This is a genomic window from Streptomyces sp. NPDC048600 (genome assembly GCF_055587025.1).
On sequence record NZ_JBVJGZ010000014.1, the window covers coordinates 37,969 to 60,619 of the forward strand.

A 22,651-nucleotide genomic window follows, 5' to 3' on the forward strand; every position below is an offset into this window, starting at 1 on the left:
GTTGATTGTGCCTCACCGTCGGTAGGGGTGCCGTACGGCGAAACAGTGGGGTGGTTGAGGTTGTACGCCGTCCTGAGGCCGTACGTGGCTCGTCGCGCAGTTCCTCGCGCCCCCGGGCCACCATCGTGCACCGCTTCAGCAGCACGAAGCGGTCGCCGACCAGGCAGACGTGGTGGGGGGTGTGGGTGATGAGAACAACACCCAGATCCTCGTCCTGTGCCGCGGCCACATACTTAAGGGACCTTGTGACCGGGGAGCGCGCGTCGGCTGGATTGTCCGGACATTGCGACGAACTCGGCGATGGCGCGAAGGCCGGGAGACAGCGGAGGGGCGCCCTCAGGGACGTACGAGGAGCTGGAACTCGAAGGAGTAGCGGGAGGCGCGGTACGTGTGGCTGCCGTGCTCGACCGCGCGGCCGGTGTCGTCGAAGGTGGTGCGCACCATGGTGAGCAGCGGCGCGCCCTCGCTCTCGGCGAGCCGTTCGGCCTCGACGGCGGTGGCGGCGCGGGCGCCGATCGACTGCCGGGCGCTGTGCAGGGTGATCCCGGCGCCGCGCAACAGCCGGTACAGGCCGGTGGCCTCCAGCTGGGCGGAGTCCAGGTCGAGCAGTCCGGGCGGCAGGTGGTTGCAGAGGTACGCCATCGGCTCGGCGTGCGCGAGCCGGAGCCGCTCGACGCGGTGGACGTCGCTGCCCTCGGGGACACCGAGCGCCGCCGCGATCTCGGGGGAGGCCGGGACCACCGTGTTGACCAGCACCTTCGTCCCGGGGCGCTGGCCCGCCGCCTCCAGGTCGTCGTAGAGGCTGCTGAGCTCCAGCGGGCGCTTGACCTGGCTGTGCACGACCTGGGTGCCGACGCCCCGGCGGCGCACCAGCAGACCCTTGTCGACGAGGGACTGGATGGCCTGCCGGACGGTGGGGCGGGACAGTCCGAGACGGGCGGCGAGGTCGATCTCGTTGCCCAGGAGGCTGCCGGGGGTGAGGGTGCCGTGCTCGATCGCGGCCTCCAGCTGCTGGGACAGCTGGAAGTACAACGGGACCGGCGAACTCCGGTCGACGCTCAGCCCGAGCCGCACGGTCGGATCCACTTCAGGTTTCGGCACGGCCCGAGCGTAGCTCCGTGACGGGATGACGGGAAGTTGTGTAGTCAGATTGTCCGGACATACACGTTGACAGATGCCCGGTCGGCCCTCACCTTGATTCCATGCGCATCGGGGTCATCGGTACGGGCCGCATCGGCACCTTCCATGCCAACACACTGAGCCGTCATCGGGAGGTCGGATCCCTGATCGTGACGGACGTGGACCCCGTGCGGGCGCAGGAGGTGGCGCACCGGCTGGGCGAGACCGCGGCGCCCGGTGTGGACGAGATCTTCAAGTGGGGCGTGGACGCCGTGGTGATCACGACGGCGACCTCGGCGCACGCCGAACTGATCGGCCGGGCGGCCCGCTCGGGGCTGCCGGTGTTCTGCGAGAAGCCCATCGCGCTGGACCTGCCGGGCACGCTTCAGGCCATCGCGGAGGTGGAGACGGCCGGGACCGTGCTGCACATGGGGTTCCAGCGCCGCTTCGACACCGGCTACACCGGCGCGCGGGACGCGATCCGCTCCGGGCGCCTCGGCAGGCTGCACACCGTACGGGCCATCACCTCCGACCAGGCGCCGCCCCCGGCCGCGTATCTGCCGCTGTCGGGCGGGCTGTACCGGGACACCCTGATCCATGACTTCGACGCGCTGCGCTGGGTGACCGGCCACGAGGTGGTCGACGTGTACGCCGCCGGGTCCGATGCCGGTCCCGCCATGTTCCGGGACGCCGGTGACGTGGACACGGCCGCGGCCGTGCTCACCCTCGACGACGGCACCCTCGCCACCGCGACCGCGACCCGGCTGAACGGCGCCGGCTACGACGTGCGCATGGAACTGGCCGGGGAGCTGGACCAGATCACCGTCGGCCTCGACGACCGCACACCGATCGCGTCCACCGAGCCGACCGGGCCGCCGGCCGCCACCAAGCCCTGGACCGGATTCCTGGAACGCTTCGGGCCCGCGTACGAGGCCGAGCTCTCGGCGTTCATCGAGGTGGTGCGCGGCGAGCGGGCCAACCCCTGCGACGGACGTGAGGCGCTACAGGCCCTGCGGATCGCGGAGGCCTGTGACGTGTCCCGGCGCGAGCGCCGGTCCGTGCGGCTCGCCGAGATCGCCGGCGGGCGCGACACCGGCGCCTGAGCCTCGGGCCGCGAGGCCGGCGCCCGGGTTCTCAGGGTCTGCCCGCCGACAGGACCGTGCCCTGCGCGACCGCGCAGAGGGTCTGCGTGCCGTCCTCGGCGACGGTGAGCACCTCGCAGCGGACCACGGCCTGGCGGCGCCCGGCGTGCACCACCTCGGCCCGAGCACGCAGCAGGCTGCCGACCGCCGGGCGGATGTACTGGATGGAGTACCCCGAGGTCAGGACGGCGGCGCCGAGCGCGGTGCCGGCGGCGAAGGTGATGGCGTTGTCCGCGGCGTAGGAGAGCACCCCGCCGTGCACGAAGCCGTTCTGCTGGAGCAGGTCCTCACGGATGTCGAGCTCCAGGGTGGACTCGCCGTCGCCGAAGGAGCGCAGGCGGGTGCCGAGGAGCTTGCTGAAGGGCTGGGCGTGCAGGGCCTGTTCGGCCGTGCGGAGGTCGAGCGCGGCGGACGCCTCGGGACGGGCGGACCCGGCGGCGGGGCCGGCGGACGTCTCGCGGCGGGAGGGCTCGGCGGCGGGGTCGGAGGGGTGGGTCATCTGCGGGCGGCCTCCGGGGCGTACGGACGGTCGGCGGGCTGTCGGTCAGTGGACTGTCGGGCGGGCGGGCGGCCGGATCTGCCGGATCTGCCGGATCTGCCGGTCACCAGCGCACCGGCAGGGTGCGCACACCGCGTATCAGCATGCCCGGCAGCCACTCACCGGCCGGTCCGTCCAGGGCGAGACCGGGAGCGCGCTCCAGCAGCGTACGGACCGCGATACGGCCCTCCAGCCGGGCCAGCGGGGCGCCCAGGCAGTAGTGGATGCCGTGGCCGAAGGCGACATGGCCGCGCGGGTCGCGGCGGATGTCGAAGCGGTCGGCGTCGGGATAGCGGGCCGGGTCACGGTCGGCGGCGGTCAGGCCGACCAGCACGGACTCGCCCTGGGCGATCGGCACCCCGGCGATCTCCAGGGGCTCGGCGGCGAACCTGAACGTGGCGTTCTCCACCGGGCCCTCCCAGCGCAGCATCTCCTCGACCGCGCCGTCCAGCAGGCCCATGTCGGCGCGCAGGTCGGCCAGTTGGCCGGGGTGGGTGAGCAGCGCGTGGACCCCGTTGGTGATGAGGTTGACGGTGGTCTCGTGGCCGGCGATGAGCAGCAGGTAGGCCATGCCGCGCAGTTCGCTCGCGGAGAGCCGGTCGCCGTCCTCGGCGGTGGTGCGGATCAGGTCGCTGAGCATGTCGTCGCTCGGCCCGCCGCTGCGCTTGTCCTCGATCAGCTCGGTGAGGTAGGCGGCGAGACTCAGCACGGCGTCGTACTCGCTGCCGGGGCTGCTGGGCGCGACCACCTCCGTGGAGATCTTGCGGAACTCGGCGCGGTCCATCTCGGGGATGCCGAGCAGCTCGCAGATGACGGTGATGGGCAGCGGGAAGGCGAAGGACTCGACGAGGTCGGCGCCGGCCCGCGGCAGCATCGCGTCGAGCAGGTCGTCGGTGATCTGCTGCACGCGCGGGCGCAGTTGCTCCACCCGGCGCACGGTGAAGGCGCGGGAGACCAGGGAGCGCAGCCGGGTGTGGTCGGGCGGGTCGACGCTCAGCAGGTACTTGCCGATGTGCTCCTCGTCCAGGAAGGTCATCCCGAGCTTCGCGGGGTCCTTGGCCAGACGCGGGTCGGCGAGCGCCTCACGCGCCTCCTCGTACCCGACGACGAGCCAACTCTCGTGCTCGGCCTCCGCGCCGGGCGGGCGCACCCGGTGCACCGGGCCGCGCTCGCGCAGCTCGGCGTAGACCGGATGCGGGTCGGTGCGGAACGCGTCGCCGTACCGGCCCAGGTCGATGACCTCGGTCATGGTCTCCCCCTCATGGCACCCGGCCCCTGCGGTGTGCCCTCACCCGTCCCAACGGACGGGCCGTGCCGCTAGTGCCCGGGTCCGTGATCCTCTTCCGTGAGTCCGGCGTCGTAGGCCAGGAGCGCGATCTGGACGCGGTTGTTGAGGCCGAGCTTGGCGAGGACGCGGGAGACGTGGGTCTTGACGGTGGCGACGCTCATGAACAGGGCGGCGGCGATCTCCGCGTTGGACTGGCCCCGGCCGACCGCGACGGCGACCTCGCGCTCGCGGTCGTTGAGGACGGAGACGCGCTCCCGCGCGCGCGTGCGGCGGGTGCCGGTGGCGCCACCCGCCGCGTGCGCCATCAACTGCCGGGTCACGGTGGGCGACAGGACGGGGTCGCCGGCGGCGACCCGGCGGACCGCGTCCACGATCTCCGCGGGCGGGGTGTCCTTGAGGACGAACCCGGCGGCGCCCGCCCGCAGCGCGCGCAGCACCTGTTCGTCGGCGTGGAAGGTGGTCAGCACGACGACCTGCGGGGCGTCGGCGCGGCCGCGCAGCCGCTCGGTCGCGGTGAGGCCGTCCACGGCCGGCATCCGGATGTCCATCAGCACCACGTCGGGGCGGGTGCGCTCCACGAGGGCCTCGACCTCGGCGCCGTCGGCGGCCTCGCCCACGATCTCGATGTCCGCCGAGCCGCCCATCATGAAGGACAGCCCGGCGCGCACCAGGGGGTCGTCGTCGACGAGCAGCACCTTGATTGCGGTCATGGGGCCAACGTAATCACGGCTGCCGGGCCGGTGCGCGCACGGCCGGGCCGGGGGTGCCGGGCCGGTGCGCACACACTCGGGCCGGGGGCTGCCCTCCGGTCGTCGCCGACACGATCCCGATCACAGGCCCTAGAGTGCTCGGCGGGTGTCCACGAAGGGGGTTCCGTGCGTTACCGACTGCTGGGCCGGACCGGTCTGCGGGTGTCCGAGCTGTTCCTCGGCGCCATGACCTTCGGCGAGGAGAACGGCAAGGGGGTGCCCGAGGCGGAGTGCGCGCGGATGCTCGACGCCTACGCCGAGGCGGGCGGCAATGTCGTCGACACCGCCGTCAACTACCGCGGCGGGCAGAGCGAGTCGATCGTGGGCGGGCTGCTCAAGGGGCGGCGGGACCGGTTCGTGCTGTCGACCAAGTACACGCTGTCGCGGGACGGCGAGGACCCGAACGCGTCGGGCAACCACCGCAAGAACCTCACCCTGTCGCTGGAGACGAGCCTGCGGCGGCTGAACACGGACTACATCGACGTGTACTGGGTGCACATCTGGGACCGCAACACGCCGGTCGAGGAGACCATGCGGGCACTCGACGACGCGGTCCGCTCGGGGAAGGTGCTCTACGTCGGGATCTCGGACGCCCCGGCGTGGGTGGTGGCACGGGCCAACACGCTGGCGGAGCTGCGGGGTTGGACCCAGTTCGCGGCGATCCAGGTGCCGTACAGCCTGCTGAAGCGGGACATCGAGCGGGAACTGCTGCCGATGGCGGAGGAGTTGGGGCTGTCGGTGGCGGCCTGGGGGCCGTTGCAGAGCGGCATCCTGTCGGGGAAGTACAGCAGGCCCGGGGGCGTCGGCGCGGGCGACGTGACCCGGCTGTCGGCCGACGCGCTGGGCGAGCACGAGCACGCCGTGGCGCGGGCGGTGGGGTCGGCCGCCGAGGCACTCGGTGTGTCCGCCGCGCAGGTGGCGCTCGCGTGGACCATGTCCCGCTCCCCCGCGGTGCACCCGATCGTCGGTGCCGGCCGCGTGGAGCAGCTGCGCGACAACCTCGGCGCGGCCGGCCTCGAACTGCCCGCCGGGATCCGCGCCGCGCTGGAGGAGGCGACCGGCTTCCGGCCGGGATTCCCCGCCGAGTTCATCGAGCAGACCGCGCCGTGGGTGTACGGGGACGCGGGGCGCAGGGTGGTGCCGAGGGGACGGTGAGCGCGGGGGCAACCGACCGCCCGTGAAGCCACAGCCGCAGCCGCGTTCGAGGAAGCCTCAGCCCGGCCCCCGCCGGCCACGCCCGCCCCGTCTACCCCCACGGCAGCCACGCCCGTACCTCGAAGCCGCCCTCCGGGGTCGGTCCGTGATGCAGGTCGCCGCCGGTCAGCGTGGCCCGTTCGGTGAGGCCGATGAGGCCCTGGCCGGAGCCGGGGACGGGTGGGACCTCGCCGTCGGGGGCGGGGTTGCGGACGGTCACGGTGAGGCCGTCGCCCGGGGTGCCGGTGACCGTGACGGTGACCTCGGCGCCGGGCGCGTGCTTGCGGGCGTTGGTCAGGCACTCCTGCGCGATCCGGTAGGCGGTGCGGCCGACGGAGGCGGGCACGTCGGCGGGGTCGGTGATCTGCTGGGCGAGGGTGACCTTCATGCCCGCCTCGCGGGACTCGGCGACGAGCGTGTCCAGCGCGCCCAGCGTCGGCTGCGGCCGACCCGTGTCGTCGGACTCGCCCGCCCGCAGCACGCCGATGATCTCCCGCAGGTCCTGGAGGGCGTCGTGCGCGCTCTCCCGGATGACACCGGCCGCCCGGGCGATCTCGTCGCGGGGCGCGTCCGGCCGGAACTCCAGCGCCCCGGCATGCACGCTGAGCAGGGTCAGCCGGTGCGCCAGCACGTCGTGCATCTCCCGGGCGATGGCCTCGCGGGCCAGTCGCTGAGCCCGCTCGGCCCGCAGCCCCGCCTCGGTCTCGGCCCGGCGCGCCCGGTCCTGGAGGGTCACCACCAGCTGCCGCTTGGACCGTACGAGCAGACCGCAGCTGATCACCGCGACGGTGAACAGGACGCTGAACGCGACCGCCACCGGATAGGGCAGATCGGGGTCGGGCCGCAGCCAGTAGTAGAAGGGCTGGACCGCGAGCCAGACGCCGCCGATCCACGCCACGTAGCGGAAGGGCCGGTGCACGGCGAGCGTGAAGACGGCGATCAGCCCGGCGCCGCCCGAGGTCATCGACAGGAGCCCGACCGGGATCATGGCGATGGCCAGCCCGACCGGCCATCGGCGGCGCAGCCACACCGCGGCGCAGGCCAGGGCGCCCAGCCACTGGTCGAGCAGGACGAGGCTGTCCGGCAGGTCCTCCTCGCGCGACACGGCTTCGGCAGCCAGCACGGCGAAGCCGACCGCCACGAGGAAGAAGGTGCAGTCGACGAGCCAGTCGCGCGCGGTGCGCCGCGGGCGGTGGCCGGGCCGCACGGCACCGGGGTCGAGCTCGTGGATCACGGCGGACGGGAACAGCCACCGGCGCCCCTCGAACGCCGGCCCCGTCGACTGACTGCCCTCGGTCCTCACGGTCGACCAATCTACGCAGGTGGGCGCCCCGACGCCTCCCCGCGCGGACGACCGGCTACTTAAGTCGCGCGATCGTCATCCTTCGGACCGCGGCCCCGCCGTGACCGGCGACTTCGGTCGCCGCCCTGCCGCCCGGCGGCCGATGCGCGGGGCGGGGCGGCGGCGCGAGAGTCGTGGGCATGAAGCCTGTGCTGGAAGTGCTCGGATTCCTCGCCCTGGCGCAGGGCGTCCTCGGTCTGCTGCACGAGTGGGTCCACTGGGACATCGGCCTGGTGCGGCGGCTCGGTGTCCTCGACGGCTACGAGGTCCACGCGAGCGTCGCGCTCGTCGTGCTGGGGATCGCGTTGTTCGCGAGGGCCGGGAGCCGGGAGGAGAACTGACGCGGCGGGCCCGGCGCCCGCCCGGACACCCCGCCAAGCGGGCGGCAAGTCACGGAACAGTGCCGGCCAAGAACGGTGTCCCAACCTGGGCGCATGGAGCGCCAACATCAGGACACCACCATCAGTGAAGCGGCCTGGGCCGGCCCGGAAGACGCGGTGCGAGGCCTCTACGCGGCGATCGAGGAATCGGCTCGGACGCTGGAAGTGCCGTGCGAGCCGGACAAGGTACTGCCCCTGCTGAACGCGTACGGCGACGGTCTCGCGGAGGCCGTGGTCGCGTTCCGGGTGGCGACCGGGGAACGCCGTGCCGGGGACCTCGACACCCGGTTCACGGTGCCGCGCGAGGTCGATCCGTACCAGCGGGCCGTCGAGAAGGGCCTGCTTCCGAAGACCGACCACCCCGTCGGGGAACTGCTCGGGGACATCCGGGCGCACTGCCCCGTCGACAGCTACGGTATCGACTTCGGGATCGTCGGGGGCCTCAAGAAGATCTGGATCGTCCTGCCCCGGACAGACCTCCAGAGCGTGGCGAAGCTCGCCGAGATCCCCTCCATGCCGCGCGGTCTGGGCGCGAGCATCGACTTCTTCCAGCGGCACGGCCTCGGCGACACCGCCGGCCTGCTCGGCATCGACTACCGCAACAAGACGGTCAACATCTACTTCGGCGAGCAGCCCGCCGAGTGCTTCGAGCCGGAGGCCATCCGCTCGATGCTGGCCGAGGCCGGCCAGGCGGCCCCGACCGAGCGCATGATCGCGCTGGGCCGCAAGGCGTTCGGCATCTATGTGACGGTCAGCTGGGACGCCCCGCGGCTGGAGCGCATCTGCTTCGCCGTGGCGACCGCGAACCCGCTGGAGCTCGGGGTGCCGATCGACCCGCGCATCGAGCGGTTCGTGGAGCACGTCCGTGCCTCGCAGACGAACCGGAAGTTCGTCTACGCCGTCGCCTCCCAGCCCGACGGTGAGTACTACAAGCTCCAGTCCTACTACCGCTGGGCCGACGAGGTCATGGACATCATGCAGCTGTCCGACGCGGCCATCGAGGACCCGGTGTAGCGACGCCGCTCTCAACAGCCCTCAGAAATACCGCTCTCTGACAATCCGCTGCTCTCTGGAAGGACAGAAATGGGAGCCATCGAAGTCCCGGTACTGATCGTGGGCGGGGGCGGGTGCGGCCTGTCCGCCTCGGTGTTCCTTTCCGACCACGGCGTCGGGCATCTGCTGGTGGAACGGCGCCCGGACACGTCGAAGCTGCCGAAGGCGCACTACGTCAACCAGCGCACGATGGAGATTTTCCGTCAGCACGGCCTCGAGGAGTCGGTGGCCGAACAGGCCGCCACGCCCGAGCAGTTCGGCAAGGTGCGCTGGCAGACCACGCTGACCGGCGGGCAGCCGCTGGACGCGCGGGTGATCCACGAGATGGACGGCTTCGGCGGCGGCGCGCTGCGCGAGTCGTACGAGGCGGCCGGTCCGGCCCTGCCGGCGAAGCTGCCGCAGCTGCGGCTGGAGCCGATCCTGCGCAGGCACGCCGAGGAGCGCAACCCCGGGCGGGTGCTGTTCGGGCACGAGCTGACCACGCTGACGGACCAGGGCGACAAGGTCGTCGCCGAGATCCGTGACACCGTGACCGGTGAGATCACCACGGTCGAGGCCCAGTACGTGATCGGCGCGGACGGCGGCCGTACGGTCGGTGACGCGGTGGGCGCCCAACTCCAGGGCCTGCCCGCACTGTTCGACGCAACGACGGTCTACTTCTCGGCCGATCTGTCCGAGGTGTGGAACGGCGGCTCGCTGATCACCTGGTTCCTCAACCCCTACCGCCAGGATTTCTCCAGCGCCCTCATCGAGATGGGCCCGACCTGGGGCAAGCACTGCGAGGAGTGGGGCATCCACCTCTCCCTGGCGGGCGTGGACCGCGAGGACGAGCAGGCCGTCGCGGCCCGAATCCGCGAGGTGCTCGGGCTGCCCGAGCTGGAACTGACGCTGCATCAGGTCACCAGCTGGACCGTGGAGGCCGTGCTCGCCGAGCACTACCGCTACGGCCGCGTGCTGCTGGCCGGTGACGCCGCGCACCGCCAGCCGCCCGCCGTCGGCCTCGGCCTCAACACCGGCATCCAGGACGCGCACAACCTCGCCTGGAAGCTCGCCGCCGTGGTCAAGGGCAGCGCGCCCGACAGCCTCCTGGACACCTACGAGGCGGAGCGCCGCCCGGTCGGCCAGTTCAACCTGGGCTGGGCGATGTCCGCCGCGTCGAACCACACGGTCGTCATCGACGCCGCCGTCGGTCTCGGCCAGCATGTGCCGCCGGAGCGCCGGGTGCCGGTGTTCTTCGGGTACTTCGCGCCGACCCCGACGGGTGTGGCCCAGCGGGCGCGGGCCGCGGAGATCTTCGCCACCCACCGCGGCGAGTGCCAGGCCCACGACGTGGAGATCGGCTTCGCCTACGAGGCCGGTGCCGTCGTCGCGGACGGCAGCAACCCGCCGGCCCGCGCCCCGCTCGGCGACGTCTACCGGGCCACCACGCGCCCGGGTCACCGGCTGCCGCACGCCTGGCTCGAGCGCGCCGGTCAGCGGGTGTCCACCCTGGACCTGGCCGGCACCGAGACCGGCTTCGTGCTGATCACCGGCGCGGACGGCTCGGCGTGGGCGGAGGCGGCCGCGCAGGTGGCGGAGAAGTTCTCCGTCCCGATCGTCACGGCGCGCGTCGGTGACGGCGCCGAGTACACGGACGCCGACGGCCGCTGGGCCGGCGTACGGGAGATCACCGACGGCGGTGCCGTCCTGGTCCGCCCCGACAACCACGTGGCCTTCCGCAGCGTGGACGCCGCCGAGGACCCGGCCGCCGCCCTGGCCGACGCCCTCTCCCAGGTGCTGGACCGCTCCGCCGTCTGACCCGACGGAGCGCGCGGCTGCCCCGCCCCAGGGGCCGTTCGCGCGCTCCGCTCCCGCTCCATCCGGCCTGCAAGATTCCTCGACGAAAGAGTCAGCACATGATCAACCGCAGATCGTTCCTCGTCGGTGCGGGAGGGACCGCGCTGGCCGCGACTGCGCTGTCCGGCTTCACCACCGCCCGCGCCTCCGGGGTCAGGTGGGACCAGCTGAGCCGCTACCTCAAGGGCCGTCTCGTCCTGCCGTCGGACGCCGACTACCAGCGCGCCAAGCAGCTCTACCAGGTCCAGTTCGACACGACCTCTCCGCGCGGTGTCCTCTACGCGGCCTGCGCCTCCGACGTGGCGCTGGCCCTGCGCTTCGCCCAGGACAACGCGCTGCCCGTCGCCGCGCGCAGCGGCGGCCACAGCGCGGGCGGGTTCTCCACCACGCCGGGCCTGGTCATCGACGTGTCGAAGCTCAACGGCATCAGCGTCGGCAGCGAGAGCACGCGGATCGGTGCGGGCGCGCAGCTCGTCGACGTCACCAACACGCTCGCGCCGCAGGGCCTGACGATATCCGGCGGCTACTGCCCGACCGTGGCGGTCGGCGGTTTCCTCCAGGGCGGCGGCTTCGGCCTGTTCACCCGCAGCATCGGCATGGCGTCGGACAAGGTGAAGTCCGCCCGGGTGGTCCTCGCCAACGGCCGTTGTGTGACGGCCTCCCCGCAGGAGCACAGCGACCTGTTCTGGGCACTGCGCGGCGGCGGTGGCGGCAACTACGGCATCGTGACGTCGTACGAGGTCGAGCCGACCCCGCTCACCAACCTCGCGGTCACCGCCCTCACCTGGCGCTTCGACCAGTCGCTGGACATGCTGGACGGCTGGGCGAAGTGGCTGGTGGACGCCCCGTGGACGATCGGCAGCGGTCTGAACGTCACGCTGGAGGACGCCGCGCCCGGCAAGGTCCCGGTCGCCACCGTCTTCCTGGCCTCCGTGGACCTCGGCCCCGGCTTCGCCCCCGAGGTGGACCGGCTGATCTCCCTGGTCGGCCAGGCGCCGCTGTACAAGCAGGCGTTCACGGCGCCGTACCAGTCGGTGATGATGAACCTCTACCGGTGTGCGGACCTCACGGTGAACGAGTGCCACCGCGGCGACACCACCGAGGGCGGCAAGGTGCCCCGGCCGGCGTTCGGCGCCTGGCGCAGCCGCCTGTTCAGCGACGCGATGCCGCGTGACGGCTGGGCGCAGGCGCTGTCCGTGCTCGAGTCGGACCGGATGGCGGGCCAGGCCCGTCAGCTCCAGGTGTCCGCGCTGGGCGGCCAGGTCAACACGGTGTCACGCACATCGACCGCGTATGTGCACCGCGACACGCTGTTCTCCGCGAGCTTCCTGACGGCGAACGTCGACTCACCGGTCGCCGACGAGGCCAAGGCCTCGGCCCTGCGCTTCGTCGACAACGGCTTCGCCGCGCTCGACCCGCACTCCAACGGCGAGACGTACCAGAACTTCATCGACCCGCGGCTGCCGGACTGGAAGCGGTCCTACTACGCGGAGAACTACCCGCGACTGGCCCGGATCAAGGGCAAGTACGACCCGTACAACGTGTTCGAGTTCGCGCAGAGCATCCGCTGATCCCGGCGGCCGGGCGCCGGGTCGGACGACTCGGCGCCGGTCCAGGTGATCCGGCGCTTCCCGCCGGCCGCCGCTGCGGTGTGCCCTTCCGGCACGCCCGGCGGCGGCCGTGCCTCTCCGTACCGCCGTACTCCCATCGACACCCCTCCGGGGCCGCCGTGTGTCCGGTGCCGGTTCCGGGTGTCCCCTTCTTCCGAGGAGCCAGGAATGAAACCGCAGTTGACCCGTTCGGCCCCGATACCGTGGCCGGTCGACGTCGACCGGAATCACGTTCGCCAGGCCACTTCGCGGCTGCTCGCCCATGTCAGCGACAAGGTCGAGTCCGACGGCGCGATCCGCGGGCTGTGCGACAGCCGGGTACTGGAGTCGGCCCTCGCGCTGTCGCTGATGACGCGCGTCGGCACGGCCTCCCCCGAGCGGGACCGCCTGCTCGGCTATCTCCAGGTCCAGCAGCACGCTCCGCAGCGACTGGAGCGCGTGCTCGCCACGCTCGCCGTCCAGCGCGCCACCGGGAAGGCGGCCGCGGGGGACGCCGAGCTGGTCGGCAAGGTCACCGAGGGGGTGCTGGGCGCCGCGCCGGGCTTCATCTCCACGCGTCGCCGCAAGATGGTCTCCGCGGTGCTGTCGGTGCTCGGCTGTCCGCTGCCCGCCGATGTCACGCCGACGGCCGACGAGCAGTCGCCCACCGACCCGCTGCACTCCTGGGCCGCGGTCCAGCAGGCCTCCGTGGCCCTGATCCTCGCCAACGCCGCGGGCGTCGGCAACCAGGTCACCGAGGACGCACTGCGCACGCTGCTCGCCACCGACCCGGCGGACACGGTGTGGGAGGGCTATGTGCTGATGCACCTGCTCACCCTGCACGCGCTCGCCGGTGTCCCCGGGCAGGAGGAGACCGTGCGCCGGGGCGTGCGGGCGGTGCTCCGGCACCAACGCGCGGACGGCGGCTTCCCGTTCGTGGCGGAGATGCACAACTGGTGCACCGCCACGGGCGGCATCGCCATGGCCGCGGCCGGCGCGCCCTTCGGTCTCCAGCGCCAGATGGCGGGGATGCTCGTCGCCCACCAGGGCGGCGCCTCGCACGCCGCGCTCTCCCGCGGCGCCACGCTGAGCGGCGGCTGGTCCATGTCCCCCGCCGTCGCGCAGAACGACGTCGACGACACCTCCTGCGCCCTGGAGTTCCTCCAGGCCGTCGACCCGGTCGCGTACGGCGCCGGGATCCGGCGCGGGGTGGACGCGCTGCTGGCCGTGCAGGGCGAGGACGGCGGCTTCCCGACGTATGTCGCGGGCGCCTCCTCCGAGCCGTGCATGACGGCCGCCGCGATCTGCGCGCTGGCGCCGCACGCCGCCACCGCCGCGGACCGCGACCGCGCGCTGGGCTTCCTCGCCGACAGCCAGCTGGCGGACGGCGGCTGGGAGCCGGGCTGGAGCAGCAGCCGTCTGCACACCCTGTTCCGGGCCCGCCTCGCGGCGGCCACCGCCGGCCCGCAGGACCGTCGTTCGGCGGCCATGGCCGAGCGGATCGAGCGTACGGTGCGCGCCACGCAGAACGACGACGGCGGCTGGGGCATGCAGCCCGGCGACCCCAGCGACGACATCAGCACCGCCTACGGTGTGATCACGCTGACCTGCGGCAACGACGAACAGCCCGTCGGCCGCGCGCTGGCCTGGCTGCTCGAGCACCAGAACGCGGACGGGGGGTTCGGCGGACCGCCCGACATGGTCGGCCCGCGTCCGTTCCCGTACAAGTTCCCGGTGCTGACGGACATTCCGGTGCTGCTGGCGTTCGGCCATGTCCGTTCGCGGGTCTCGGGCACGCCGGCCCTGATCGAGGCGGCGCGCTGACGCGTCGCTCTCCCCGGGGACATCGAGGAGATCTTGACCGGATCTCGAGGGGGATGCTGTCACACTCCGGTAGTCCGGACAGTTTTCCGGCCGGAACGTATCCGCGACGGGGAGGCCGCACCATGCACCGTCTCCCGCCGGTTCCGTGGACAGCGTCCCCCGACGGTCCAGCGTCTCCGGACAACGGGCCGGCGGCCGCCGTACGGCCCGTACGGACGGGCCCGCCCGACCGCCGCCGTCACTCCCCCGCCTCCGGCGACGGACTCGCCGCCGCCGCAGAACTCTGCCGTGTCGACCGATAACTGAGGAATCCACGTGTTGCGAAAATTGGCGTCCTTGCCCAGTGGGAGGGTGGCGAAATGGGTCGTCCTCGCCTTCTGGGTCGTCCTGTTGGTGCCCGCCGTGATGCTGGCCGGCAAGCTCGGCGACGTCGAGGAGAACGACAACTCGGCGTGGCTGCCCAGCAATGCCGAGTCGACGAAGGTGGTCGAGCGGGCTGACAAGTTCGGCCTGACCAAGACGGTCCCCGCGATCGTCGTCTACGACCGTGGCGACGGTGTCACCGACGCCGACATGGCGAAGGCCGCCGCCGACGCCAAGGCCTTCCAGGGCCTGGACAACGTCGTGGGCCAACCCCAGGGGCCGGTCAAGTCCCAGGACGGCAAGGCGATCCAGACCGTCGTCCAGATCGAGAAGGACAAGTCGGGCTGGGAGGGGCTCGGCAAGGTCGTCGACGCGATGACCGACGTCGGCGAGAAGGACACCGACGGACTCGGCTTCCACGTCACCGGACCGGCCGGCCAGGCGTCGGACTCGATCAAGGCGTTCAGCGGAGGCGGCAGTCTGACCACGATCACCGCGCTGGTGGTGGTCCTGATCCTGCTGCTCACCTATCGCAGCCCCTGGCTGCCCCTGGTGTCGCTGGTGACCGTGGGCGGTGCCCTGGTCGCCTCGGAGGCCGTGATCTATCTGCTGGCCAAACACGCCGGCCTGGTCGTCAACGCGCAGACCAGTTTCACCCTGACCGTGCTGGTGTTCGGCGCGGCCACCGACTACGCGCTGCTGCTCATCTCCCGGTACCGCGAGGAACTGCGGCGGCACGAGGACCGGCACGAGGCGATGGCGGAGGCGCTGCACCGCTCCAGCCCCGCGATCATCGCCAGCGCCGCGACCGTCGCCATCAGCCTGATGCTGCTGATGCTGGCCACCCTCAACTCCACCCAGGGACTGGGCCCGGCCTGCGCGGTCGGCGTCCTGGTCGGTCTGCTCGCCATGGTCACCCTGATGCCGGCCCTGCTGGTCATCTGCGGCCGCTGGGTCTTCTGGCCGGTCAAGCCGGCGTACGGCTCCGAGCCCTCCGCCAAGGAGGGCATCTGGACCAAGGTCGGCAAGGCCGTCTCCGGCAGGCCGCGGCTGGTGTGGATCGGCACCGCGCTCGCGCTCGGCGTGATGTGCCTGGGCATGTTCAACCTGAAGGCCGACGGGCTGGCCAGCAAGGACCAGTTCACCGACAAGCCCCAGACGGCGATCGGCGAGGAGATCCAGGCCGAGCACTTCCCGGCCGGCTCCGGCGACCCGATCTACGTCGTCACCAAGGCCGCCTCCGCGCAGGCCGTCAGCGCCGCGCTGGCCGATGTGCCGGGCGTCGCCGAGGTCTCGCCGCCGATCGTCAAGGGCGAGGACGCCGTTCTGCTCGGTGAGCTGGAGGACAGCCCCACCGGCGACGCCGCGATGCGCACGGTGGAGCAGGCCCGCACCGCGGTCCACCAGGTCGACGGGGCGGACGCCCAGGTCGGCGGCAACGCGGCGATCCTGCTGGACACCCAGGAGGCGGCCACCCGTGACTCCGTGGTGATCATCCCCATCGTCCTGGTGGTGGTGTTCCTCATCCTGGCGGCGCTGCTGCGGGCCATCGTGGCGCCGCTGCTGCTCATGGGCACGGTGGTGCTGTCGTTCGGCGCGGCCCTCGGCGTGAGCAGCCTGGTGTTCGAGCACGTCTTCGGCTTCGCCGGCGAGGAGGCGTCCTTCCCGCTGCTGTCGTTCGTGTTCCTGGTGGCCCTGGGCATCGACTACAACATCTTCCTGGTCACCCGGGTGCGCGAGATCGCCCCGGTGCACGGCACGAAGCCGGCGGCGCTGATGGGTCTGTCCGCCACCGGAAGCGTGATCACCTCGGCGGGTGTGGTGCTGGCCGGCACCTTCGCGGCGATGGCCTCGCTGCCGCTGGTGTTCGCCGCCGAACTCGGCTTCGCCGTGGCGTTCGGCGTGCTGCTGGACACGCTCGTGGTCCGCTCGGTGCTGGTCACCGCGCTGACCCTGGACGTGGGCCGGTGGATGTGGTGGCCCAGCAAGCTGTTCCGGCAGCAGGAGCCCGCGCAGCCGGTGGCGGCCGAGCCGGAGCGCGAGACCGCGCGGGCCTGACCCTTCGCCCGCGCCGCGCCTTCCGAGGGCGGTGACGACCCCGTACGGGTCGTCACCGCCCTCGCGGCGTTGTGCGCCACCCGCGTGCCCCGCGACGGCGCTCAGGGCGTCTCCTGGGCGCTGAGAGCCTCTGGCGGGGGCGGGCTGCCTCGCCGGGCCGGACCGAAACTCCGGGGCGATCGTGCCCCACCCGTGCACGGCGGTGTGCGGTGCGCCCATGGCAGCAGCACCACGACACCGTCACGGGCGACGTCGACGCCGAGGCCGCCCGGCCGGAGCGAACGCCCCTGCCGACGGCCCCGCGGGCGTACCGGGGCCGCTCGCACGGCCCCGGCGGTCGTCCGGGGGTCAGTCCAGGGCCGGGGCCTGGCGCAGGATCTCGCTCTCCAGGCGCCGCAGGGCCGGGCTGGGGTCGATGCCCAGTTCCTCCGCCATGCGCTGCTGATGCGCCCTCAGGACCGCGAGCGCGTCCGCCTGCCGTCCCGACCGGTACAGCGCCAGGCCGAACAGCTCGCAGCCGTACTCCCTGAGCGGATGGGCCTGGGTGAAGGCGGCCAGCTCGGACACGGCCACCTCGTACGCCCCTACGGCGATCAGGCCGGCGCAGCGGCCCTCCATCACGGACAGCCGCAGCTCGTCCAGCCGCACCACCTCCGGCGCCACATGCGCGGCCGCGGCCACCTCCGCGTAGGCCTGGCCCCGCCACAGCGAGAGCCCCGTCTCGAACGCGCGCAGGGCCCGCTGCGGGTCACCGCGGTCCAGGGCCTTCCAGCCGGCCGTCGCGTGGGCGCCGAAGTGCTGGACGTCGACCTCGACGGCCCGGCTGTCCAGCAGATAGCCCCGGCCGCGGGTGCGCAGCACGCTGGCCGGCTGCCGGGGCGCCCGGTCCGGCTCCAGCGCCCGCCGCAGGTTGGCCACATAGGCATGCAGCGAGGTGATGGCCGAGGGCGGCGGCGCGCCCTCCCAGAGCTCCTCCAGCATCACGTCGACCGACACGGTCTGTCCCACCTGGCTGACCAGCAGGACGAGGGCGGCCCGCTGCTTGGGCGCGCCCAGCTCCACCCGCCGTCCGGCCACGTCGGCCTCCACGGGGCCGAGCACCCGCAGTTCCACCCCGGCCGCGGGTGTCTCCACGACCTGGAGGCGCGGGGCCTCGGCGGGCCGGCCGGGACCGGGCAGGGTCCGCCGCGCGGGTGCCGCGAAGTTCGTGACCTCCCGGTCACCGACCGCCCGGGCACCGGGTTCCAGGAGGGGGAGATCGAGGTCGAGTTCGAGCGCCTTCGCGAAGTACATCTTCAGCGTTTCGTTCACCCGCCTCAGTTCCCTCACCTCACGCTCCAGTTCGGCGATACGCCGTGTGTCGCCCGGCCTTTCCCCCGGTCGTCGCTCCAGCGATATCTGGGTCCCCCGCTGATTCATCATCCGTGAACTCCTCTTTATTCAAAGGGACTTGATACGAGCACCGCCGGACAAGCCGAGCACAAGCAGGCGGCAAGAGCGGTGCAGGACATTGGGAGCCGTACACACCGTGCGATCAGCGGAACTGTCTCCGCCCGGGGAATCGGGAGAGACCTCGGCATTCGCAGGTGAGCCGGAAAGGTGAATTCGGCCGGCGCTTCGCCGCCGTATCTGGGAGGAACAGCATGAACAGCGCCCAACCGACGTCGGACCGGATCATGCAGCTCATCAACGGCTACTGGGCCACGGGAATTCTGGGCACGGCGGCCGGCTACTCGGTGTTCACCCATCTCGAGGACGGCGCGGCCACCGCGGAGGAACTGGCCGTGCGCGCCGGGATCTCACCGCGCGGCGCACAGGCCATGCTCGACGGGCTGACCAGCATCGGCCTGGTCGAGCCGTACGACGGCCGCTACCGCAACACGGCCGAGGCGTCCGCCTACCTGGTGGAGGGCCGGTCCTCGTCGCTGACCGGCTTCGCGAAGCTCAAGATGGGCCACATGGCCGCGCTGGCCGGCCTGCCGGAGGTCGTCCGGGTCGGCGGGCCGCTGACGGACCCGGTGGTGGAGGTGGCCGACAACCCGCACTGGGCCGGACTGGTCCAGGCGCTCGCCGCGCAGTCGGCCCCGGTGGCCGAGATCGCCGCGGACACGCTGAACCTGGCGGAGGCCGGCGAGATCTCGATTCTCGACATCGGCGGCGGCTCGGGCATCTACTCGGCGACATGGCTCGAACGCAACCCGGACGCACGTTCGACCCAGCTCGACTGGGCACCGATCAACGCCATCGCCAAGCGGCTGCTGACCGCGCGGGGCGTGGCGGACCGCGTCACCTTCGCCGAGGGCGACCTGCACTCCGCCGACTTCGGCGAGGCGGCCCACGACATCGTGACCTTCGCCAACATCGCCCACCAGGAGGGCCCGGACGACAACGTGGCGATCTTCGCCAGGATCCGGAGCGCGCTGAAGCCCGGTGGCACGCTGGTGATCTCGGAGTACGTCGCCGACGACGACCGCAGCGGCCCGCCCTTCCCGCTGACCTTCGCCGCGGAGATGCTGCTCAAGAGCCGCCACGGCAACAGCTGGAGCCGGGCCGAGTACCACGAGTGGCTGGTCAAGGCCGGGTTCGAGGAGATCACGTTCCAGCGCACACCGTCCCCGAGCACGCTGATCTTCGCGCGCTGAGGCGGGTGGAGGGGGCGACCGGACTCGGGCGGCCCCCTCTTCTTCGTCCCGGGCCGTGTGGCCGGATCCCTACGGCGTGCGGAGCGCTGCGCCGGGTGCGAGGTGGGCGGAGTCCTTGGTTACAAGTATATTCTTAGCCTCTTCGCAGATACTTCGTCAAGTCCCTTGTACGGAACGGCAGTTCAGTAAGAAGCGGGCCGCCGCGAGAGTGCGGCGGCCCGCGGGGCGGGTGTCCCGGTGCCGGCTCAGCCGCCCGGGCGGCCCAGCCGGTCGAGCGTGTCGGCGACGTCGCCGGGGTGGTAGTAGGCGCGTCCGGCGTGGGTGTAGCGGCGCCAGCCGTACTGATGGGCGTAGCGGTAGACGGAGCCCTTGGCGACGCTCAGCAGGCCGGCGATGTCATCGGCCGTCAGCCCGGCCGGCGCGGATTCCTGTCTCATGTTCCCCCTCCTTGGTCCGCATCTGACGGGCGAGCGTGCTCCACCAGGTGACCGGCCAGGTGTGGCCGGGCGTCGTGGTGCACACGATCCTGGGCGGATGGGACTCACCGCGACGGCGGATGAGCGCCGTCAGGTCGCCGTCGCAGTCGCGGTGCGGACAGTGGCCGATCCGCACGCGGCGCCCGGTGTCCGGGTAGGCGATTCCATGGGCGGTCCGCACGAGCGCGCGGACCTCGTCCACCAGCTCCCCGGCGGCCGGGTGCCCGGCCAGCCAGTCGAGATGGCGGTTCAGGAAGCGCGTGAGCTCCGCGATGTCCCGGCCGGGGGCAGGGAGGCGGCGCTGCTCGGCGACCAGGCCGGCCCAGGACGACAGCACCGAGCGGATCGCGAAGCGGATCTCGGCCGCGGCCGGACTCATCGCGTCCGTGGCGGGGTTCCACCGGGCGGTCCGCCGGATCACACGCGGACCCGCCGATCCGGAATTCCCGGCGCAGTGGTGATGAAGAGCCGGAAGATTCAGCAGGGCATTCCGCAGCCCGTCGTTACAGTCACGGCACAGGAACTCCCCACGGTCGACGGTTTCCGACTTCTCCTTGACGCCACGGCTGTGTGAATTCCTGCACGACACAGCACTGCATGCCCGTTGACGTGACACAGTTTCTCCCCTTGGCGTGCGGCCACGCGCCCCCCGCGTGTAGAACCCTGTAGAGCCCGTCGCGGAAGGATTCGTCGCGGCCGAGACCCCCGTCAAGGCGTATCTTCCGGCGATAGCGCTGCGGTCATTCCGTTTCCCCCTCGCCGGCGACTCCGGTTTGCTGGTGCGACCACGGCCGGACGGGAGGAACCGGGTTGATCGTCAAGGTCGCCGCGCCGCGAACCCCGCGCGGCCCACAGATCGGAGCCTCTGATTCCGCAGGCTCCGAACCCCTTCTGAGCTGCCATTGCCGTCCGGCCGACAGTCGGGGCGGCGACCGAACCGACAGTCACTGTCACGCCATGACCGTCGCGAGGCGCTGGTCACGGCGGCTCTCGGCCGAAAATCGCCGGTCCGTTCCGGAGGGAGCGAATAGTGTCCGGCCGCGCCAGCGGGACGCGATCAATACCACGCTTCGACTCGATCGAAGGTGTAGGCGCATTCAAGCACCCGTCCAGCACATCTATCGGCTCGCCACGGACATCCCGACAACCGTCGTGGCAGCCGCCAAGCCGATACCAATTCACTGATCAGTCCGGGGCAAGTCATTCAGCCGATACTGATTGCCTCAGCTCGGCAAGTCCCCGCGGAACAGCCGGCCCCTCACGGGGAAATTCCCCGGAATGATCGCACCGATTTCCCGGCGACCGCGGCAACCGAAGTGGGAGGCCGTTTCAGGCCGAGCCTCCGTCCCTGGACCGAAGACCGCCGAGGCACTGATCGAACCTGAGAGGGAGACATGTCGTCTGTCCCACGCCGAGTCCTGCTCGCCGAGCCGCACGGCCACCGCGCCGGAGTGCACAGGGCCGTCGACACCGTGGAGCGCGCGTCCGCGTCCCACGGCGCGCCGGTGTACGTACGCAAGGAGATCTCTCCCGACGAACAGGCGCTGGTCCTCGTGGTCGGTGCCGCCGACCCGGGCGAGGCGGCCCGCCTGGTGGAGGCCGCGCAGGCCTCCGGGGCCGCCGCCCGGCTGCTGCCGCGCGCGGACCAGCTGGACCCCGAGTGGCTGGCCGGGGTGCGGTCGGTGCGGCTGAGCGCCGCCGCCGACGCGCCCGGCGCGCTGCTGGAGGACGTCGTCGAACGGCTCGGGTCCCTCGGGTTCTCCGATCTCGCGCGGGACGTGTCCGAGACCGCCGGGACCGGCGCCGTCGTGACCGAACCGCGGCCGGCCCGCGCCGCCTTCGACGCCGGCGACTCCTGCGACCGGCTGCTCGCCCGCACCCAGGCGCGCATCGAGGACCTGCTGGCCGAGGAGTGCGCGCGCTGGGGTGCGGTCGACGCGCGGGCCGCGGCTCCGGTCGAGGCCGTGGCGGAACTGGTCGCCGCGGGCGGCAAGCTGCTGCGCCCCACCTTCTGCATCAGCGGCTTCCTGGCGGCGGGCGGCGCCCCGGCGCAGGAGGACGCCGTCGTCGCCGCGTCCGCCGGACTGGAACTGCTCCAGGTCTTCGCCCTGATCCACGACGACATCATGGACAACTCCCCCGCCCGGCGCGGATCTCCGACCGTGCACGTCAAGCACGCCGACCTGCACGCCCGCAACGGATGGGTCGGCGAGCACCGCCGCTACGGCGACGCATTCGCCATCCTGGCCGGCGACCTGGCGCTCAGCTACGCGGGCCGGCTGACCCGGGACCTGAGCGGTCCGGCCATGGAGGTGTGGACGGAGCTGGTCACCGAGATCATCATCGGCCAGCAGCTGGACATCCGGCTGGCCGCCGAGCTGTCGCCGGACCCGGGCCTCGCCCGCTGGGTCGCGGTCTGCAAGTCCGGCCGCTACACCATCCACCGGCCGCTCGCCCTCGGCGCGGCCATCGCGGGACGCCCCGAACTCCAGGCCCCGTTCGAGGAGTACGGCGTCACGGCCGGCGAGGCGTTCCAGCTGCGCGACGATCTGCTGGACGCCTTCGGCGACTCGGCGGCGACCGGCAAGCCGGTCGGTCTCGACGTCAGCGAGCACAAGATGACCCTGCTGCTCGCCCTCGGGGCGGCCAAGGACGACCGGGTGGCCCGGCTGGTCAAGGAGGGCCGGGACGGCGACTGGGACCCGGCCGCGCTGCGGGAGGCGCTGCTCGCCTCCGGTGTGCGCCAGGACGTGGAGGACCACATCGACCGGCTCGTCGCGATGGCCCGCACCGCCCTGGAGGGGACCCCGCTGGAGGGCGACTGGCAGCAGCGCCTGAGCAAGCTGGCGGAGCAGGTGGCGTACCGCGACCGCTGACAGGGCCGGCGGCGCCTGCCTTGTGCGACACAGGGCCGCAGGCTACTGCCTCGTGCGACACGGCTCCGCCCCGCGGCCGGTGGGGGGCGGCCGCGGGGCGGGACGGTGGGGTGCCGGAGGTCCGGGTGAACGCGGCCCGGGCCTCCGGCGCTCGTGCGCGCCGTTCCTCAGGGGACCGTGAC

At 72.3% G+C, this 22,651-nt stretch carries 18 protein-coding genes and 1 pseudogene; 10 read left to right on the plus strand and 9 right to left on the minus strand.

From position 1 onward, the window contains the following. Positions 1–120: 120 nt before the first annotated feature. Positions 121–238 (minus strand): annotated as a pseudogene (locus tag ACZ6SQ_RS20005) (ATP-binding cassette domain-containing protein); the annotation flags it as partial. A 98-nt stretch (positions 239–336) separates the two neighbouring features. Further along, positions 337–1,074 (minus strand): GntR family transcriptional regulator, encoded by a 738-nt coding sequence (locus tag ACZ6SQ_RS20010; protein WP_469564061.1) that lies wholly within the window; start codon positions 1,072–1,074, stop codon positions 337–339. A 128-nt stretch (positions 1,075–1,202) separates the two neighbouring features. Between ACZ6SQ_RS20010 and ACZ6SQ_RS20015 the strand changes: the two genes are divergently transcribed. Beyond that, positions 1,203–2,222, plus strand: coding sequence for a Gfo/Idh/MocA family protein (locus tag ACZ6SQ_RS20015; RefSeq protein WP_469563688.1), 1,020 nt, complete (start codon positions 1,203–1,205; stop codon positions 2,220–2,222). A gap of 31 nt (positions 2,223–2,253) precedes the next feature. Here the strand turns inward: ACZ6SQ_RS20015 and ACZ6SQ_RS20020 are convergent, their stop codons facing one another. From ACZ6SQ_RS20020 to ACZ6SQ_RS20030, 3 genes are all read right to left on the minus strand, one after another. Next, positions 2,254–2,760: a PaaI family thioesterase gene (locus ACZ6SQ_RS20020; RefSeq protein ID WP_469563691.1), complete on the minus strand. Its 507-nt coding sequence runs from the start codon at positions 2,758–2,760 to the stop codon at positions 2,254–2,256. A gap of 103 nt (positions 2,761–2,863) precedes the next feature. Next, complete coding sequence (locus ACZ6SQ_RS20025; RefSeq protein ID WP_469563694.1) at positions 2,864–4,048, minus strand: cytochrome P450 family protein; 1,185 nt, start codon at positions 4,046–4,048, stop codon at positions 2,864–2,866. Between the two features lie 68 nt (positions 4,049–4,116). Beyond that, a complete protein-coding gene (locus ACZ6SQ_RS20030; RefSeq protein WP_469563697.1) occupies positions 4,117–4,797 on the minus strand; it encodes a response regulator transcription factor in 681 nt (226 codons plus the stop codon). A gap of 165 nt (positions 4,798–4,962) precedes the next feature. Here ACZ6SQ_RS20030 and ACZ6SQ_RS20035 point away from each other — a divergent pair, with 165 nt between their 5' ends. Beyond that, positions 4,963–5,991: an aldo/keto reductase gene (locus ACZ6SQ_RS20035; RefSeq protein ID WP_469563700.1), complete on the plus strand. Its 1,029-nt coding sequence runs from the start codon at positions 4,963–4,965 to the stop codon at positions 5,989–5,991. Positions 5,992–6,082: 91 nt separating this feature from the next. Here the strand turns inward: ACZ6SQ_RS20035 and ACZ6SQ_RS20040 are convergent, their stop codons facing one another. Beyond that, positions 6,083–7,333 carry a sensor histidine kinase gene (locus ACZ6SQ_RS20040; protein ID WP_469563705.1) on the minus strand — a complete coding sequence of 417 codons (1,251 nt, stop codon included), beginning with the start codon at positions 7,331–7,333 and terminating at the stop codon, positions 6,083–6,085. Between the two features lie 179 nt (positions 7,334–7,512). Between ACZ6SQ_RS20040 and ACZ6SQ_RS20045 the strand changes: the two genes are divergently transcribed. The 6 genes from ACZ6SQ_RS20045 (at position 7,513) to ACZ6SQ_RS20070 (ending at position 16,475) form a co-directional block, all read left to right on the plus strand. After that, positions 7,513–7,713 carry a hypothetical protein gene (locus ACZ6SQ_RS20045; protein WP_386381569.1) on the plus strand — a complete coding sequence of 67 codons (201 nt, stop codon included), beginning with the start codon at positions 7,513–7,515 and terminating at the stop codon, positions 7,711–7,713. 93 nt (positions 7,714–7,806) lie between these two features. Further along, positions 7,807–8,766: an aromatic prenyltransferase gene (locus ACZ6SQ_RS20050; protein WP_469563708.1), complete on the plus strand. Its 960-nt coding sequence runs from the start codon at positions 7,807–7,809 to the stop codon at positions 8,764–8,766. Positions 8,767–8,835: 69 nt separating this feature from the next. Further along, positions 8,836–10,602 (plus strand): FAD-dependent monooxygenase, encoded by a 1,767-nt coding sequence (locus ACZ6SQ_RS20055; protein ID WP_469563711.1) that lies wholly within the window; start codon positions 8,836–8,838, stop codon positions 10,600–10,602. Between the two features lie 98 nt (positions 10,603–10,700). Beyond that, positions 10,701–12,212: an FAD-binding oxidoreductase gene (locus ACZ6SQ_RS20060; protein WP_469563714.1), complete on the plus strand. Its 1,512-nt coding sequence runs from the start codon at positions 10,701–10,703 to the stop codon at positions 12,210–12,212. Between the two features lie 207 nt (positions 12,213–12,419). After that, a complete protein-coding gene (locus tag ACZ6SQ_RS20065; RefSeq protein ID WP_469563716.1) occupies positions 12,420–14,054 on the plus strand; it encodes a prenyltransferase/squalene oxidase repeat-containing protein in 1,635 nt (544 codons plus the stop codon). 315 nt (positions 14,055–14,369) lie between these two features. Then, on the plus strand, positions 14,370–16,475 hold the full coding sequence (locus ACZ6SQ_RS20070; protein WP_469563719.1) for an MMPL family transporter: 2,106 nt from the start codon (positions 14,370–14,372) through the stop codon (positions 16,473–16,475). Positions 16,476–16,823: 348 nt separating this feature from the next. On the opposite strand, the gene ACZ6SQ_RS20075 is transcribed toward ACZ6SQ_RS20070, so the two are convergent. Beyond that, the gene (locus ACZ6SQ_RS20075) at positions 16,824–17,786 is read right to left on the minus strand and encodes an AfsR/SARP family transcriptional regulator (protein WP_469563722.1); all 963 of its coding nucleotides are present in this window, start codon (positions 17,784–17,786) and stop codon (positions 16,824–16,826) included. A 332-nt stretch (positions 17,787–18,118) separates the two neighbouring features. Between ACZ6SQ_RS20075 and ACZ6SQ_RS20080 the strand changes: the two genes are divergently transcribed. After that, the gene (locus ACZ6SQ_RS20080; protein WP_469563725.1) at positions 18,119–19,117 is read left to right on the plus strand and encodes a methyltransferase; all 999 of its coding nucleotides are present in this window, start codon (positions 18,119–18,121) and stop codon (positions 19,115–19,117) included. Between the two features lie 245 nt (positions 19,118–19,362). Here ACZ6SQ_RS20080 and ACZ6SQ_RS20085 read toward each other — a convergent pair whose 3' ends face one another. Both ACZ6SQ_RS20085 and ACZ6SQ_RS20090 read right to left on the minus strand, forming a co-directional pair. After that, on the minus strand, positions 19,363–19,554 hold the full coding sequence (locus ACZ6SQ_RS20085) for a hypothetical protein (RefSeq protein WP_469563727.1): 192 nt from the start codon (positions 19,552–19,554) through the stop codon (positions 19,363–19,365). Beyond that, positions 19,514–20,014, minus strand: coding sequence for a hypothetical protein (locus ACZ6SQ_RS20090; protein WP_469563730.1), 501 nt, complete (start codon positions 20,012–20,014; stop codon positions 19,514–19,516). Before ACZ6SQ_RS20090 ends, ACZ6SQ_RS20085 begins: the two co-directional genes overlap by 41 nt. Before the next feature lie 973 nt (positions 20,015–20,987). Between ACZ6SQ_RS20090 and ACZ6SQ_RS20095 the strand changes: the two genes are divergently transcribed. Beyond that, entirely contained in the window at positions 20,988–22,469 is a 1,482-nt protein-coding gene (locus ACZ6SQ_RS20095; protein WP_469563735.1) for a polyprenyl synthetase family protein, read from the plus strand. Positions 22,470–22,651 lie beyond the last annotated feature (182 nt).

Bases quoted from the DNA above. Each gene is read 5' to 3' on its own strand.
- ACZ6SQ_RS20045 (WP_386381569.1), top strand. From the start codon at position 7,513: ATGAAGCCTGTGCTGGAAGTGCTCGGATTCCTCGCCCTGGCGCAGGGC.
- ACZ6SQ_RS20095 (WP_469563735.1), top strand. From the start codon at position 20,988: ATGTCGTCTGTCCCACGCCGAGTCCTGCTCGCCGAGCCGCACGGCCAC.
- ACZ6SQ_RS20055 (WP_469563711.1), top strand. From the start codon at position 8,836: ATGGGAGCCATCGAAGTCCCGGTACTGATCGTGGGCGGGGGCGGGTGC.
- ACZ6SQ_RS20085 (WP_469563727.1), bottom strand. From the start codon at position 19,554: ATGAGACAGGAATCCGCGCCGGCCGGGCTGACGGCCGATGACATCGCC.
- ACZ6SQ_RS20015 (WP_469563688.1), top strand. From the start codon at position 1,203: ATGCGCATCGGGGTCATCGGTACGGGCCGCATCGGCACCTTCCATGCC.
- ACZ6SQ_RS20020 (WP_469563691.1), bottom strand. From the start codon at position 2,760: ATGACCCACCCCTCCGACCCCGCCGCCGAGCCCTCCCGCCGCGAGACG.
- ACZ6SQ_RS20030 (WP_469563697.1), bottom strand. From the start codon at position 4,797: ATGACCGCAATCAAGGTGCTGCTCGTCGACGACGACCCCCTGGTGCGC.
- ACZ6SQ_RS20050 (WP_469563708.1), top strand. From the start codon at position 7,807: ATGGAGCGCCAACATCAGGACACCACCATCAGTGAAGCGGCCTGGGCC.
- ACZ6SQ_RS20025 (WP_469563694.1), bottom strand. From the start codon at position 4,048: ATGACCGAGGTCATCGACCTGGGCCGGTACGGCGACGCGTTCCGCACC.
- ACZ6SQ_RS20065 (WP_469563716.1), top strand. From the start codon at position 12,420: ATGAAACCGCAGTTGACCCGTTCGGCCCCGATACCGTGGCCGGTCGAC.
- ACZ6SQ_RS20060 (WP_469563714.1), top strand. From the start codon at position 10,701: ATGATCAACCGCAGATCGTTCCTCGTCGGTGCGGGAGGGACCGCGCTG.
- ACZ6SQ_RS20080 (WP_469563725.1), top strand. From the start codon at position 18,119: ATGAACAGCGCCCAACCGACGTCGGACCGGATCATGCAGCTCATCAAC.